This is a genomic window from Nocardia uniformis NBRC 13702 (assembly GCF_001613345.1).
In the GTDB taxonomy this organism is placed as follows: domain Bacteria; phylum Actinomycetota; class Actinomycetes; order Mycobacteriales; family Mycobacteriaceae; genus Nocardia; species Nocardia uniformis.
The window spans coordinates 1-12,728 of record NZ_BDCE01000070.1 but is presented as its reverse complement, the minus strand read 5'-3'; the positions used below and the strand labels follow the sequence as shown (position 1 = coordinate 12,728).

The following is a 12,728-nucleotide window of genomic DNA, read 5'->3' as shown; positions in this document are numbered from 1 at the left end:
CGGGATAGCTGGGAATTCGAAATCGTTGTCGCCGAGGAGAGTTGGATATGAGTGTCGATGTAGCAGCCGAGCCCGCACCGAGCGGTGACGCTCCGGCTCCGGCGAAGGACGGACGCAAAGCGCCGGAACCGGTGGATATCGGCTGGATGCCGCGCGTCCTGCGCGACAGCGCCATCGTCGCCTACCGAAATCTGCTCACCATCCTGCGGGTGCCGACCCTGCTGGTGACAGCGACCATCCAGCCGCTCATGTTCGTATTCCTGTTCGCCTATATTTTCGGCGCTTCCCTGGGCGGCAGCCAGTATCGCGAATTCCTGCTCGCCGGAATCTTCACCCAGACGGTGGCATTCAATGCCGCCTTCACCACGGTCGGCCTCGCCAATGACCTGCAGAAGGGGATTATCGACCGGATGCGCACGCTGCCCATGTCGCGGCTCGCGGTACTCATGGGACGCACGCTGTCGGATCTGGTGGTCAATATTCTCGCCCTGAGCGTGATGGTCGGCTGCGGTTACGCCGTCGGCTGGCGCATCAATGGTCCCGTCGCCGACGCGGTCCTGGCCTTCGCCATCATCCTGCTCTTCGCCTTCGCCATGTCCTGGGTCGGCGCACTGACCGGCCTGATGTCGCCCAGCGTGGAAGTGGCGCAGAGTGCGGGTCTGATCTGGCTCTTCCCGCTCACCTTCATCTCCTCGGCCTTCATCTCGGGCGAAACCCTCCCCGGCCCGCTACGCACCATCGCCGAATGGAACCCGATTACCGCTGTTTCGGCGGCGGGCCGCAAACTCTTCGACAACGGCGCACCCCCGACCTTCATCCCCGCCGACGGTTGGCCCGCCGAGCACTGCATCGAGTACGCCGTCCTGTGCTCGCTCGCCATCCTCGCCGTCGCCGTACCCATGGCCCTGCTGCAGTACCGCAAGGTCGCCAGCCACTGATCCGACGGATACCAGAGGGCCCAGCCGCCACCGCGGGGTGACGGCCGGGCCCTTGTGGTCTGTCCGTCTCGACGCGACACACAAGATTCCCGTACGGACGAGCAGGGCTCCCGCCCGGACCAGCGAGGCTCCTGCGTGGACGTACGCGGCCCCCCGGGTCCGGGCGTACACGGCTCCTGTACGACGGAACGAGGCCCGTACGACGAACGAGGCCCCCGCACGTGTGTGCGGGGGCCTCGTTGTCGAAAACGGGTGCTACATCCGTTTATCCGCGACGGCGGGCCTTGATGATGTCCATCCGCTCCTGGAGCAGCTCTTCGAGCTCTTCCTTGCTGCGACGCTCCAACAGCATGTCCCAGTGCGTGCGCGGCGGCTTGACCTTCTTGGGCTCCTGGGTGGTGCCCTCCATCAGAGCGCCTTCCTGGCCGTTACGGCACAGCCAGGTGGGCGGAATCTCCGCGTCATCGGCGAAGGGCACATCGAACTCTTCGCCATTATCGGTCTTGTACCGCGCCACTCGCCGCGGCGCCAGGTCGTGGTCGCGGTCGGTTTCGTAGCTCACCGCTCCGAGACGACTGCCTCGGAGTACGCGATCTGCCATGGGTGCGGTCCCTTCTCGCCTGTCGGCAACGTTACTTCGGTGTCGACGCCTTTACATAGCGTCAACGCATCGGTGCACGATTCGGTTCCCGTGGGGAGAACCCAGCCATTCTACGCCGTCGGCGACACCCGCTTCGACCGGCGTGCCCCGCGCCCGCTTCGCGCAGGCAGCGGCTACTCTCTCGACTCATGCGCCGCCTGGGGTCGTGTTCGTGGTGTGGAAGAGAAATCGGCGAATCCGAGATCGGGCGACGTCGTCGATACTGTCGCCAATCCTGTCGCCAACGCGCCTATGAACATCGAAACAGCGTGAAGGGCACCGGGATTCCCGAGGACTCGGTGGTGCTGTCGGCCCAGGAGGTGGCCGACCTGTCGGATCGGTGGTTCGCCGCGCGGTGTGCCGCCGAGGATGTGGCGACCGCGGTCGCCGAGGGCGCCGATCAGACGGAACTGAAGGAACTCACCGAGACGCTGGTCGCGATGGCCCGGGACGCGGAACGCCTGCGCTGAGAGCGGTGCCGCGCAAGGCATCCGGGCCGGGCGAAGGATCGCGACCGGCCCGGTAGCGCACCAGCGCGAACGCCCCGGCCGTCACCGCGGCCAATGCGCCGAGCGCCGCGAGGGTGACGCCATCGGGCCGGGTGACCGCCTGGCCGCGCAGCGCCTGCCACAGCAGTACCGCCATGAGCGCGGTGTAGCCGAGCGCCAGCACCGCGATGGCATCGGCGCGCGCCCGTTCCCCGCGCAGCCACGGTATCCGGGGCGCGAATCGGGCGAGCAGTACCGCCGCGAGAAGGAGCACCTGGATACCGTGCATGCCCAGGAAGTGCGGGATACGCAGGTCGCCGCCCGCGGTACTCCACTGGGTGACGGGCATCGCGCCCACACCGTCGCGGACCGGCGGCTGATCGGTCATGACGGTATGCCCGGCGGCGAGCTCCACCGGTCTGCCGTACGCGTCGGTCACCTGTTGCCGACCGGTGCCGCCCACCAGATAGGCCATCGCCATACCCAGGGCGGCGATCCCCAGGCCCGCGCGAATGGCGCGGCTGGTGGGTGGATCGGTGATCCGCTGCCACGAAAGCAGCACGGCGAGTACGAGATTCGCCAGGAACAGCCCTATCACACCGGACATGAAAACCTGCTGCCCGATGCTGTTGACCGCATCGGTCTGGGTATTGAAATGGCTGAAGGTGCCGCGCGCGGCCTGCACCACGATGAACCCGACATCGACGATGCCGGTGACCGCGAATGTCGTACCCAGCCACCAGGTGACCCGCCGGCCGCGATGCGGGAACGACAGCAGCCAGGCGAGGGTGGCGGTGTAGAGCGCGAACGAGAGCCCGAATTTGAACGGCTTCAACCAGATCGACTCGTTCAACAGCATGCGGTCATCGACGATCATGGCCAATACCGCGAATACGGCCAGCCCGGACATGGCGGCCGTGGCGGCCAGCAGCGGGCGATGCGGCCGCCGGGTGGTGGACCGCGGGGGAGCGCTGGGCGCGGCGATGATCATGGCGGTGACGCTAGGTTCGCAACCCCGCACGCCGGGTCCCCCACGAGAGCCGTTCCCGCCCAATACCTTGGTACTAGGGGATATTCACGACGAGGACCCCCGGGCAAACCCGGGGGTCCTCGTTGAATCGCTGTCCGCGTCGTCTTACGAAGTCGGCATCCCCTCACCGGCTGTCGACCATCGCGCCGCGGCGGCGTCGGCGCGGGAAATCAGTCCCGCGAGTAGCCGAGATCCACGCCGCGACCCACGAGCCACGGGTGCGGATCGATGGGGCCACCGGGGGTGTGCACCTCGTAGTGCAGGTGCGGGCCGGTGGAGTAGCCGCGGCTGCCGACGGTGGCGATGACGTCACCGGCGCGCACCTGCTGGCCGACCTGCACCAGAATGTCCTGCATATGGCCGTACACGCCGATGGTGCCGTCATCCTGCTGGACACGGACCCACAGGCCGAAGCCGGACGCCGGGCCCGCCTCGATGACGGTACCGTCGGTGACGGCGGCAATGGGCGCGCCGAAGCCGTCGGCGAAGTCCAGACCGGCGTGCATGGCACCCCAGCGCATGCCGTAGCCGGAGCTTACCGGGCCGGCGACGGGACGCACGGTGCGCGGGCGGTGATCGGTGGCCATGCCATTGAGGAGGTCGTGGACCTGCGGCGGCACCAGCTCCGGCGGAACGAAGTCAGGGATCTGCACGGCGCCGGCCACCGGGGCGGCGACGGGGGTGGCCTGATGCGGGGCGGCGGAAAGCTGTCCCACGGGGTTGCTGTCGGTCTGCTGATCGGCTGCGGCGAGTACGGAGAGCGAAGCTCCGGCGATCGCGGTAACGGCCACGGCACGAGTTGCTGCGGCCCGGTACCGGCGAAGGACGCGACCGGTTGATAACGGAACGGTTACGGGCATGGCTCGAACGTACGGGACCTAAACCCCTGGTCCGAAACCGTGTCGTTACCGTCACATTTGCGCAAAAGCCCAGTTGATGTATCACAAGTCGATAACGACACGCCGGTAGTTTTGAGACGACCTGCGGAAATGCGCGCGGTAGCGATCTTGACCAACACGCCGACCCCTCGACACACTATTTAAGTGGTCGCTAACGGAGTTCGAGTGTTCATCGCACTGGCCGACCCCACCCGTCGCATTCTCTTCGAGGCGCTGCCGCAGGGGCCGAGGTCGGTGGGTGAGCTCGCGGAGGTCGCGGGAGTCAGCAATTCGGCGGCATCGCAGCACCTCAAGGTGTTGCGGGAGGCCCGCCTGGTCATGGCGCAGCCGGTCGGTAATCGGCGGCTGTACTCCCTGGATCCGCGTGGTCTGGCCGATGCCCGTGACTACCTCGAACAGTTCTGGCCCAGTGCGATCGCCGCCTATTCGGCGGCTATCTCGTCCGCGCGCGCCGATATGGGGGAGATCTAGGGGCGCTTCGGGTCGGTATCAGCGGACTCGTCGGTGTCAGCCGACCCGGCGAAACTGCTGACCGCGCCGATCCATGCCGGTACCCGGCCACGGGCGCTTGTGCAGTTGCTTGTCCACGGCGTTCACCACCTCGGGGACGCCGATCTTCAACAGCCCCGGATCGGGTGAGGCGGCATCGGGGTCGCCGAGCTGCCCGGCCCACAGCACCACATGCCGTCCCAGTAGATGCGGGGGCGGCCCATTGCGCGAGGGGGGATTGGGGCCGAAGAGCAGTACGGTCCGCGTGCCGAACGCGGTGGCGAGGTGCGCGACGCCGGTGTCCCCGGAGACGACCAAAGCCGCCTCTGCGACGGTGGCGGCCAATTCGATGAGATTCTGTTCTCCCGCTAGTACCCGGGAGACCGGTAGCCCGGCGCGGGCCGCGATGCCGAGGGCGAGGTCGCGTTCGAATTCGTCGCCGGTGATCACGACCTCGCGGCCCTGGACGAGCAGATGCCGGATGGCCGCGGCGAACCGGTCGGGCGGCCAGCGGCGGGCGGGTGCGCCCGCGCCGATGTGGACGACCACGCAGTCCTTGTGGCTGGTGGTGGCGACCGGGGGTACCAGGCCCAGATTGCGACGGTCGGCGGTAATGCCGTCGGTCTCGAGGAGGTGGCACCAGCGGTCCACATCGTGCATATCCGGTTCCCATTCCGGTCCGGGCAGATCCGGAAAGGCGTGATTGCGGTAGGTGAGGATGCGGTCGGGGCGGGTGCGGGTCAATTCGACCAGGCCCTCGGGGCCGGAGCCGTGCAGATTGACCGCGAGCGCGGGTGTCGGCCCATCCCACCGCATACCGGCCGGTCCGGCGGTGGAGATCATCTCGTCGACGGAGGCGATGAGATCGACAATGGGTTTGAGACGCGGTGGAGCGGCTAATGCGATGTGGTCACCGGTCCTGGCGCGGCGAAGCGCGCGCAAGGCGGGAACGGCGGTGAGCAGATCGCCCAGCCCGCGTGCACGTAGCACGAGTACAACCGCCACCCTCTTCTCCTAGCCATGCGTTGCCCAGCGCGGTTCGGCCCACCCCCGCTGCACACGGACCGACGTGAGCCACTGGGAGTGGACTACCCGGCGCGCCCCCGCGCGAAACGCGAGCTCGGTCGCGGGATCAGCAAATTTTGTTACTACGGTCTGTCGTTGACGGGTGCTGATCAACTACCGTGTGGATTCATGGATTTCGTCTACAACCTCATGGTTGTCGCCCACCTGCTCGGTATGGCCGCGGTGGTCGGCGGATACGCGGCATCACAGCCCCGGGTGTCCGAGTTGATGGTGTGGGGCGCCCGCGCACAGCTGATCACCGGTGTGATCCTGGTGGGTATGGCCGAGTCGATCGATTCGCTCGGCAAGGACCCGAATATGACCAAGATCGGCATAAAGCTGGTCATCTCGGTCGCGGTGGCGGCCTTCGCCGAGATCGGGCGCGCGGACGCCAAGCGTGGCAAGGCGGTGCCGTGGATGACCCATGCCGCGGGCGGGCTGGCCATTGTGAATGTGTTCGTCGCGGCGCTGTGGACCTGATGACGCGCTGAACCCGCTCTCCGGTTACCCGGCCGCGCGCAACTGCCGCGGCCGGGTCGATGCGCGTTCCAGGGCGACGCGCAGCCCGGTGCGGCCCTCGCGTCGATAGGCCGCGCGGGCGCGCGGCATGACCCGCACCGATTCCGGCAGTAGAGGCCAGGTGCGTGCGACGGCCTGGCGGAAGGTGTCGAAGGCCAACTGGTTGGCGCGGGTCCAGCGGTAGCCGTACAGGTCCCGCAGCTGCGGCGGCAGGGTGCCGACGAGCAACTGTCGCCACGCCTCGCTCACGGAGGGGGCGAGAATGCGCCACAGCGCCTGGGGAATCCACGGCTGCGGCATATCGCCGGCACTGTCGAAGTAGTCGATGAGCCCGCGCGCCGACGGTGTCGGCTCCAGGACATTGTCGATGGTGTGGTTCCAGTACTCGACGAAGTCGTCGTAGGTGGGCGGCACGACGCGCATGGACATGCCGTACATCTGCCACCACGCGATGCCCTCCTCGTAGACGGCGGCCTTCTCATCGTGGGTGTAGGGCCGCTGCGCGAACAGGTCGCGGGCGCGCCAGGCGGTATCGATGAAGGTGGCGTGCGCCCAGAAGTAGGTGTGCGGATCGAGGGCGTGATAGCGCTCGCCGTCGTCCATCGTGCCCTTGATGTCTTTGTGGAAGTCGCGGACCTGCGCGGCGGTGTGCGGTGCGTCCGGCCCGTCGTAGATCATGCCCTGGATCTGCGGTACCGATCGGAACAGTCGTTCCCACGGTTCATTGAAGAAGTCCGAATGCTGCTGCACGCCCTTACCGAGCGAGGGGTACATCAGCTGCAGCAGGCCCTCGAGCGGTGCGAGCAGATATCCGCGCCGGTCACCGTAGGTTTCGTACAGCAGCGATCCGGGGCCGAAGCGCGGCACGTCCGTGCTCATGGCGACCTCCACATTGAGGATGAGAGAATTTCTGTCACTATCTCTCACGGGGTGGGTGGCGTCAAGCGTGCCCGACCGGTCCCGGCCGCCCTACGATGGCGCAATGTCAGTGTTGCCGTTGATCTTTACCGCGGGTTGGGCGAGTGGGATCAACGCCTATGCCGTGGTGTTGCTGCTCGGACTGTTCGGACGGACGGGCCTGTCCGATGAGGTACCGGAAGCGTTGCAGCGCACCGATGTACTGATCGCCGCCGCGGTGCTGTTCGCCATCGAGGCCGTGGCCGACAAGATCCCGTTCCTGGATTCCTTCTGGGATTCGGTGCATACCGTGGTGCGCCCGGCGGCGGGGGCCGTGGTCGCGGGTCTGCTGGCCGATCAGGACGGTTCGATCTCGCAGCTCGCGGCGGGCGCGGTCGGCGGTACCACCGCGCTGGTCAGTCATCTGGTGAAGGCCGGAACGCGAATGGCGATCAATACCTCGCCGGAGCCCGCCAGCAATATCGTGATGAGCACCGCGGAGGATGTGACGGTCGCGGGCGTCATCACCCTCGCCATCTTCTATCCCGTGGCCGCCGCCATCTGCGCGGCCGTCCTGCTCGTGATCGGCGTCGTGCTGGTGGTCTTCCTGGCCACCCGGATTCGTCGCTATCTGCGGCGGCGGCGGGCGCGTCGCGAGGGGCGGGAGCAACCCGCGGTCTAGGCGGGTAGTGCTCGGGTGACGCGGCCGGTCAGGGTGCGCGGGTTCGCGAGGGCGTCGGGTGGACCCGGCACGGTGTCGTCGTGGGTAGCGGAACGGTTGCGCGAGCGAGGTATTTCGCGGCTGCGAATCGGACCGACCGGGTTGTGGATGGTTTCACGTGGAGCCGACACTCTGCGGGGGCGCGCCAAATGCGCTGGTGCACAGGGTGCATCGTTGCGCGGCCTGCCGCCTCGGGTCGGCTCCCGGGGTGTCGTCAGTCCTCGTGTCCCGGTCGGCGCCGGTTTCCGACCGTGCCGGTGGGTGTCGAGTCCCCGTGTCGGCCGAGGGATTTCAGCAATTCCGCGGCCACCACCGCCTGTCCCGCCATGGTCAGGTGGATGCGGTCGGCGCTGAGCCAGTCCTCGCGCAGGCGTGCGGGGTGCTCCCAGAACTCGGTGAGAATGGCATCGTGGCGGCCCGCGACGCGGCGGACGATATCGGCGAAGGCGACGAAACGTGGTCGCAGCGACCGCAATCGGTCGAAGAACGCGTCGGCGAGGGTGAACATCGACAGCCGCGCACCGTCGGCGGCGAGCGCCGCGCACAGCTCATCGAGATCGCTCTCCACCCGCGCCAGGTCCGCATCCGGGAGGAACAGGTCATTGCCACCGCAACTGATATGCACCAGATCGGGTGCGAATTCCAGTACCTGCCGCAGTTGCGTGTCCCGGACCTGGGCGATGGTCGCGCCCATGACGCCGGTATTGAGGTACTCGAGGTCCGGGTGCGCCGAGCGCAGCGCGCGGGCGAGGCGGTCGGGCCAGGACCGGGTTTCGTAACCGGGAGCCGGATCGCCGGTACCGGCCGCGGTGGAATCGCCGATCACCGCGAACCGTCGCCACGGCACCTCGGCGAGCAGGGCGCGGGCGGCGTCGGGGGACAGCAGCATCGGATCGTTGGCTTCGGTGCGCGTTTCGGCGCTGAGGGGCTGGTTCATCGGAGAGTCTCCTGGGATGGCATCGGATGGTGGTTCGGGTGAGATCGGTTTCGCGGCACGTGACCGGTCGGTCGTGGGCGGCGTGCGTGCGCGGGAGCGGAAATGGACGTACGATCGGTCGTATTGTTGAAAAGTACGACCGGTCGTGCGTTTTGGCAAGGGGGAAGTGGAAGGATGTACCCGTGCCCGAACCGACGCAGACCTCCGACCAGCGCCTCGTCAAAGGTGCCCGAGCTCGCGCGACCATTGCCCGCCACGCCGCCGACGTCGCCTCCGTCGAGGGTCTGACGGGTTTGAGCCTGGGGCGGCTCGCCAGTGACCTCGGGGTCAGCAAGAGCGGCGTCGCCACCCTGTTCGGCACCAAGGAGAAGCTGCAACTGGCCGCCGTCGCATCCGCCCGCGACGTCTTCATCGACCACGTCATCCGCCCGGCCCTCCCCGAACCCGGGGGTTGGCCGCGCCTGCGCGCCCTCGTCGACAATTGGCTGGCCTACATCGAGGAGCCGGTCCATCCCGGCGGCTGTTTCCGGGTCGCGAGTATCGCCGAATTCGATTCCCGCCCAGGCCCGGTCCGCGACGCCCTCAAGGCCGACCGCGACGACTGGTTCACCCTCCTGGAAAAGGAAATTTCCCGGGCCCGAGCTCAGGGCCGCGCCCCCGACCGCGACCCGCACGCGCTCGCCTTCCAGCTCGACGCTCTCGTCGGCGCGGCCAATGTCGGCGCCCGCCTCGGCGACGACACGGCCATCCACACCGCCCGAACCATTATCGACGCCCTCCTCGCGCCCGGACCGGGCACCACGCCACCGACCGACACGTGAGCGCCCCGCTTGGTCCTCCGCCCGTCGAGCGCCGATTACTGAAATGGTGTGCGCTATGACCGATGCCAATCTGTCCGAGATGCGAACGCGTGCCGAGCACGGTGACACCGACGCCCTCGACGAACTCATCGAACTCGCTGGCGAACAGGGCGATACCGAGGAACTCCGACACTGGGCCGCCCGCGGTAACCAGGACGCTGTCGATCAGCTGGTGGAACTGGCCACCGAGCGCAATGATCTGCCCGAACTGCGCCGTCTCGCCGACGCGGGCAGTGCCGATGCCGTGGACCAACTCGTCGAATCGGCCTCGGAGCGCAATGATCTGCCCGAACTGCGCCGCCTGGCCGCCACCGGCCATGCCGATGCCGCCGACCTGCTGGCTGAACTCGCGGACGAGGACTCCACGCAGTCGCCCGGGTAATCACCGAGCTGGGCGGAGGTTCGCCGGGTCGATCTCGCGCCGGACGCTGAACGGAGTGCGGGGGCGCACACGATGATCGCGACGCCGGTGCGGCGGATCGCACTCGGGCAATATTCCAGCGGCCGGACCGGTAGCAGTCGCGGACAATGTCCCGGTAGAACCGGCGTAGCCTGGGGTGATGCGATACGCGGACTGGGGTGAGCGCGCCTCTCGGTGGTCCGGAATTCGCAGCGAGACAGTCGATGTGCGCGGCACGAAGGTGCACTACCTGGTAACCGATCAGACGCGGATGCCGGACGCGCCGGTTCACCTGTTGGTTCCCAACCCGACCGCCAGCGCCTCGAACTGGCTCGACGTACTCGCGGAACTGCGACCACACGCCCACGCGATCGCGGTAGACCTGCCCGGCACGTTCGCCGGCCACACCGCGCTGCCGAACCGGCGCGCGGCGAGCATTGAACCCAACGCGCTGTTCCTGCGCGATTTCACCGACGCACTCGAGCTGGATCGGGTCACGGTGCACGGCTGGTCGGCGGGCGGGATGATTGCGTTGCTGTTCGCCGACCAGGCACCCGAACGGGTTGACGGGCTCGTGTTGGTGGTGCCGGCACTTCCTCCCCCGCTGAGCGACCGCGAGGCACGCATCTGGCAAACCCTCGGCAGGGCGGGGCTGGCCCTCGTCGCGCCGATCGCCCGTGTGCTGCTCCGCGTTTCGGGGCGGCGCGTCCTCGCTTGGAACCTGCGGCAACTGGCCGATCCCGCGTCGATTGCGGGCAGCAAATGGAATGCGGGCGGTGACCTGACGAAAATGTCGCCGGAAATTGTCGGTCTCATGCGGGAGGAGATGTCGACGGTCGAGCCGACACGTTTGGGAAGTGCGGTCACGGTGTATGCCTCGCTGACGTCGCTGATGCTCGTCCGGCGGCGACCCGTGCTCGACGCGATGCGCCGGGTGACGTCGCCGACTCTCCTTGTCTGCGGCGAGGATGACCGCATGACTCCCCGCGTGTCGATCGATGACTGGACGGCGCAGCGGCCCGACTGGAACTTGGTGGTCCTCCACCGTGTGGGTCACGCGCCGCCGTTGGAAGTCCCCGCTGATTACGCGCGCACGGTCCTCGACTGGTGTGGTCCACCGACAGTCGACCGGTAGAGCTACACGACGCCTTGACGCAGCTGTCGTGCCGAACCGGGAAGACTCCACGTCATAGGGGATTTTCGGCCGCGGGTTATGCGGGCCGCGGGGCGTACATGATGATCGCGACGCCGAGGAGGCAGATCGCCGCGCCCGCGATATCCCAGCGGTCGGGGCGGTAGCCGTCGAAGATCATGCCCCAGGCGAGGGACCCGGCGACGAAGACGCCGCCGTAGGCGGCGAGGATACGGCCGAAATTGGCGTCGGGTTGCAGGGTGGCGACGAAGCCGTAGAGGCCGAGCGCGATGACGCCCGCGCCCATCCACACCAAGCCGCGATCTTCGCGCACACCCTGCCAGATCAGCCATGCCCCACCGATTTCGGCGACGGCGGCCAATCCGAACAGCAGAATCGAACGCAACACGGTCATGATCACGCACCCTACGGGCCGATTCCGGCGACACCCCCGCAACCGGTCGTATGTGGCTCGAAGATGGTGTTCGCTGCACGAAATGCGCTGTGGCACTTCGCGCAGCGAACCTCGGTTACCCCTCGAACAGCGGTTGGCCCAGGTAGCCACCGGGTTTCGGGACACCCGGCGGGATGGCGAAGACCGCCGACCCGATGGGCGTCGTCCACTGGTTGAGGGCGTCGAAGTCGGCCAGGCGCTGCTGGACGGGCAGGTACTGGGCGTCGATATCGCGCTGGAAGCACGCGAACAGCAGACCCGAATTCGACACGGTGCCCGGGGCGGGCGCGTCGTCGTAGTTGTAGCCGCGGCGCAGGAACCGTTCACCGTCGGTGCTGTGGTGGGCACGGGCGATATGTGACGACGGCGGGATCACGGGGATGCCGGTGTCGTCGACGGCCTCGAAATCGGGGTCGTCGAATTCACCGGTGCCCGTGAGCGGTGCGCCGTTGGCGACGCGGCGGCCGACGCTGAGTTCGCGGCCGTCGTCATCGAGCTCGTCCCAGGTGTCGAGATCCATGGCGATACGCCGCAACACCATCGACGTGCCACCCGCCAGCCACGGCAGCCCCGTCCCGTCATCCCACACCAGACGATCGAAATCGACGCCCGAGGCGATATTGACGGTGCCATCCACCGAACCCATCAGATTGCGCATGCTCTGCCCCTCGGACGCATTGCGGAATCCGCGCTGCACCCACCGCACCCGCACCAGCGAGGTGACGTTCTTGCACAGCACCCGCACCGCGTGCGACACCGTGGTGGCCTCGTCGGCACAGATCTGCAGCAGCAGATCCGCACCGGTGTAGGCCTCCTCGAGGCGGTCGATGGTGAACGGCGGCAGGGCTTTCAACCAGTGCGGGCGCGCGTGCTCGAGCGCGGCGGCGGTGAACAGTCCGGGTCCGAAACCGACGGTGATGGTGAGCCGAGCCGGCCGCGCCGCCAGTTCGGCCTCGGTGTCGGCGAGTGCGGGCCGCCCCTGGGTGAGGCGGGCCGCGTCATCGGTCCAGATCCGCAACAGGCCGATAATGTCCGCGCGGTCGGTGCCGGGCACCAGATCGAAACCCACGAAGGCGCACTGGTCCTGCGGTTCGGTGTCGATACCCGACTGATGGGCGCCGAAGAACGGCACGGTCCGCGCCGCCGGATCGGTGTGGTGCTCGCGATGGGTGAGCGTGGCCGCACCCCATCCGATTCCGGCGACCCCGGCCGCCGCGACGCCACCACCGAGCAGCACGCGCCGCGACAGCCGGGGCCGG

Annotated in this window: 16 protein-coding genes; 8 read left to right on the top strand and 8 right to left on the bottom strand. The window is 67.8% G+C overall.

Going from position 1 to position 12,728, the window contains the following annotated elements; translation table 11 throughout:
- Positions 1-146: 146 nt before the first annotated feature.
- Entirely contained in the window at positions 147-938 is a 792-nt protein-coding gene (locus NU1_RS25925; RefSeq protein WP_067525435.1) for an ABC transporter permease, read from the top strand.
- A 265-nt stretch (positions 939-1,203) separates the two neighbouring features.
- On the opposite strand, the gene NU1_RS25920 is transcribed toward NU1_RS25925, so the two are convergent.
- Positions 1,204-1,539, bottom strand: coding sequence for an RNA polymerase-binding protein RbpA (locus NU1_RS25920; protein WP_067525206.1), 336 nt, complete (start codon positions 1,537-1,539; stop codon positions 1,204-1,206).
- A 188-nt stretch (positions 1,540-1,727) separates the two neighbouring features.
- Between NU1_RS25920 and NU1_RS25915 the strand changes: the two genes are divergently transcribed.
- Positions 1,728-2,048: a hypothetical protein gene (locus tag NU1_RS25915; protein WP_067525204.1), complete on the top strand. Its 321-nt coding sequence runs from the start codon at positions 1,728-1,730 to the stop codon at positions 2,046-2,048.
- Here NU1_RS25915 and NU1_RS25910 read toward each other — a convergent pair.
- Positions 1,999-3,057 (bottom strand): hypothetical protein, encoded by a 1,059-nt coding sequence (locus tag NU1_RS25910; protein WP_067525202.1) that lies wholly within the window; start codon positions 3,055-3,057, stop codon positions 1,999-2,001. The genes NU1_RS25915 and NU1_RS25910 overlap by 50 nt on opposite strands.
- Positions 3,058-3,266: 209 nt before the next feature.
- Positions 3,267-3,887: a M23 family metallopeptidase gene (locus NU1_RS25905; RefSeq protein WP_245720314.1), complete on the bottom strand. Its 621-nt coding sequence runs from the start codon at positions 3,885-3,887 to the stop codon at positions 3,267-3,269.
- A 252-nt stretch (positions 3,888-4,139) separates the two neighbouring features.
- Between NU1_RS25905 and NU1_RS25900 the strand changes: the two genes are divergently transcribed.
- Complete coding sequence (locus NU1_RS25900) at positions 4,140-4,466, top strand: ArsR/SmtB family transcription factor (RefSeq protein WP_067525197.1); 327 nt, start codon at positions 4,140-4,142, stop codon at positions 4,464-4,466.
- Positions 4,467-4,502: 36 nt separating this feature from the next.
- On the opposite strand, the gene NU1_RS25895 is transcribed toward NU1_RS25900, so the two are convergent.
- A complete protein-coding gene (locus tag NU1_RS25895; RefSeq protein ID WP_067525195.1) occupies positions 4,503-5,489 on the bottom strand; it encodes a glycosyltransferase family 9 protein in 987 nt (328 codons plus the stop codon).
- A 189-nt stretch (positions 5,490-5,678) separates the two neighbouring features.
- Between NU1_RS25895 and NU1_RS25890 the strand changes: the two genes are divergently transcribed.
- Positions 5,679-6,029 (top strand): hypothetical protein, encoded by a 351-nt coding sequence (locus NU1_RS25890; protein ID WP_067525433.1) that lies wholly within the window; start codon positions 5,679-5,681, stop codon positions 6,027-6,029.
- A gap of 24 nt (positions 6,030-6,053) precedes the next feature.
- Here NU1_RS25890 and NU1_RS25885 read toward each other — a convergent pair whose 3' ends face one another.
- Complete coding sequence (locus NU1_RS25885; protein WP_157553035.1) at positions 6,054-6,947, bottom strand: oxygenase MpaB family protein; 894 nt, start codon at positions 6,945-6,947, stop codon at positions 6,054-6,056.
- A 103-nt stretch (positions 6,948-7,050) separates the two neighbouring features.
- Between NU1_RS25885 and NU1_RS25880 the strand changes: the two genes are divergently transcribed.
- Positions 7,051-7,647: a DUF4126 domain-containing protein gene (locus NU1_RS25880; RefSeq protein ID WP_067525191.1), complete on the top strand. Its 597-nt coding sequence runs from the start codon at positions 7,051-7,053 to the stop codon at positions 7,645-7,647.
- 253 nt (positions 7,648-7,900) lie between these two features.
- On the opposite strand, the gene NU1_RS25875 is transcribed toward NU1_RS25880, so the two are convergent.
- Entirely contained in the window at positions 7,901-8,623 is a 723-nt protein-coding gene (locus NU1_RS25875; protein WP_067525189.1) for an SGNH/GDSL hydrolase family protein, read from the bottom strand.
- A gap of 182 nt (positions 8,624-8,805) precedes the next feature.
- On the opposite strand from NU1_RS25875, the gene NU1_RS25870 reads away from it, so the two are divergent.
- From NU1_RS25870 to NU1_RS25860, 3 genes are all read left to right on the top strand, one after another.
- Entirely contained in the window at positions 8,806-9,444 is a 639-nt protein-coding gene (locus tag NU1_RS25870) for a TetR/AcrR family transcriptional regulator (RefSeq protein WP_067525187.1), read from the top strand.
- Between the two features lie 55 nt (positions 9,445-9,499).
- Positions 9,500-9,865, top strand: a complete 366-nt coding sequence (locus tag NU1_RS42835; protein ID WP_245720313.1) for a hypothetical protein — start codon at positions 9,500-9,502, stop codon at positions 9,863-9,865.
- Between the two features lie 244 nt (positions 9,866-10,109).
- On the top strand, positions 10,110-11,018 hold the full coding sequence (locus NU1_RS25860) for an alpha/beta fold hydrolase (RefSeq protein WP_169815142.1): 909 nt from the start codon (positions 10,110-10,112) through the stop codon (positions 11,016-11,018).
- A gap of 76 nt (positions 11,019-11,094) precedes the next feature.
- Here NU1_RS25860 and NU1_RS25855 read toward each other — a convergent pair whose 3' ends face one another.
- Together NU1_RS25855 and NU1_RS25850 are read right to left on the bottom strand one after the other, a co-directional pair.
- Complete coding sequence (locus NU1_RS25855) at positions 11,095-11,430, bottom strand: YnfA family protein (protein ID WP_067525429.1); 336 nt, start codon at positions 11,428-11,430, stop codon at positions 11,095-11,097.
- A 115-nt stretch (positions 11,431-11,545) separates the two neighbouring features.
- The gene (locus NU1_RS25850) at positions 11,546-12,718 is read right to left on the bottom strand and encodes a Dyp-type peroxidase (protein WP_067525427.1); all 1,173 of its coding nucleotides are present in this window, start codon (positions 12,716-12,718) and stop codon (positions 11,546-11,548) included.
- Between the last annotated feature and the right edge of the window lie 10 nt (positions 12,719-12,728).

Excerpts from the sequence above, each read along its gene's own strand:
- NU1_RS25925 (WP_067525435.1), top strand. The coding sequence starts at position 147 with ATGCCGCGCGTCCTGCGCGACAGCGCCATCGTCGCCTACCGAAATCTG.
- NU1_RS25920 (WP_067525206.1), bottom strand. The coding sequence starts at position 1,539 with ATGGCAGATCGCGTACTCCGAGGCAGTCGTCTCGGAGCGGTGAGCTAC.
- NU1_RS25915 (WP_067525204.1), top strand. The coding sequence starts at position 1,728 with ATGCGCCGCCTGGGGTCGTGTTCGTGGTGTGGAAGAGAAATCGGCGAA.
- NU1_RS25910 (WP_067525202.1), bottom strand. The coding sequence starts at position 3,057 with ATGATCATCGCCGCGCCCAGCGCTCCCCCGCGGTCCACCACCCGGCGG.
- NU1_RS25890 (WP_067525433.1), top strand. The coding sequence starts at position 5,679 with ATGGATTTCGTCTACAACCTCATGGTTGTCGCCCACCTGCTCGGTATG.
- NU1_RS25885 (WP_157553035.1), bottom strand. The coding sequence starts at position 6,947 with ATGAGCACGGACGTGCCGCGCTTCGGCCCCGGATCGCTGCTGTACGAA.
- NU1_RS25880 (WP_067525191.1), top strand. The coding sequence starts at position 7,051 with ATGTCAGTGTTGCCGTTGATCTTTACCGCGGGTTGGGCGAGTGGGATC.
- NU1_RS25875 (WP_067525189.1), bottom strand. The coding sequence starts at position 8,623 with ATGAACCAGCCCCTCAGCGCCGAAACGCGCACCGAAGCCAACGATCCG.
- NU1_RS42835 (WP_245720313.1), top strand. The coding sequence starts at position 9,500 with ATGACCGATGCCAATCTGTCCGAGATGCGAACGCGTGCCGAGCACGGT.
- NU1_RS25855 (WP_067525429.1), bottom strand. The coding sequence starts at position 11,430 with ATGACCGTGTTGCGTTCGATTCTGCTGTTCGGATTGGCCGCCGTCGCC.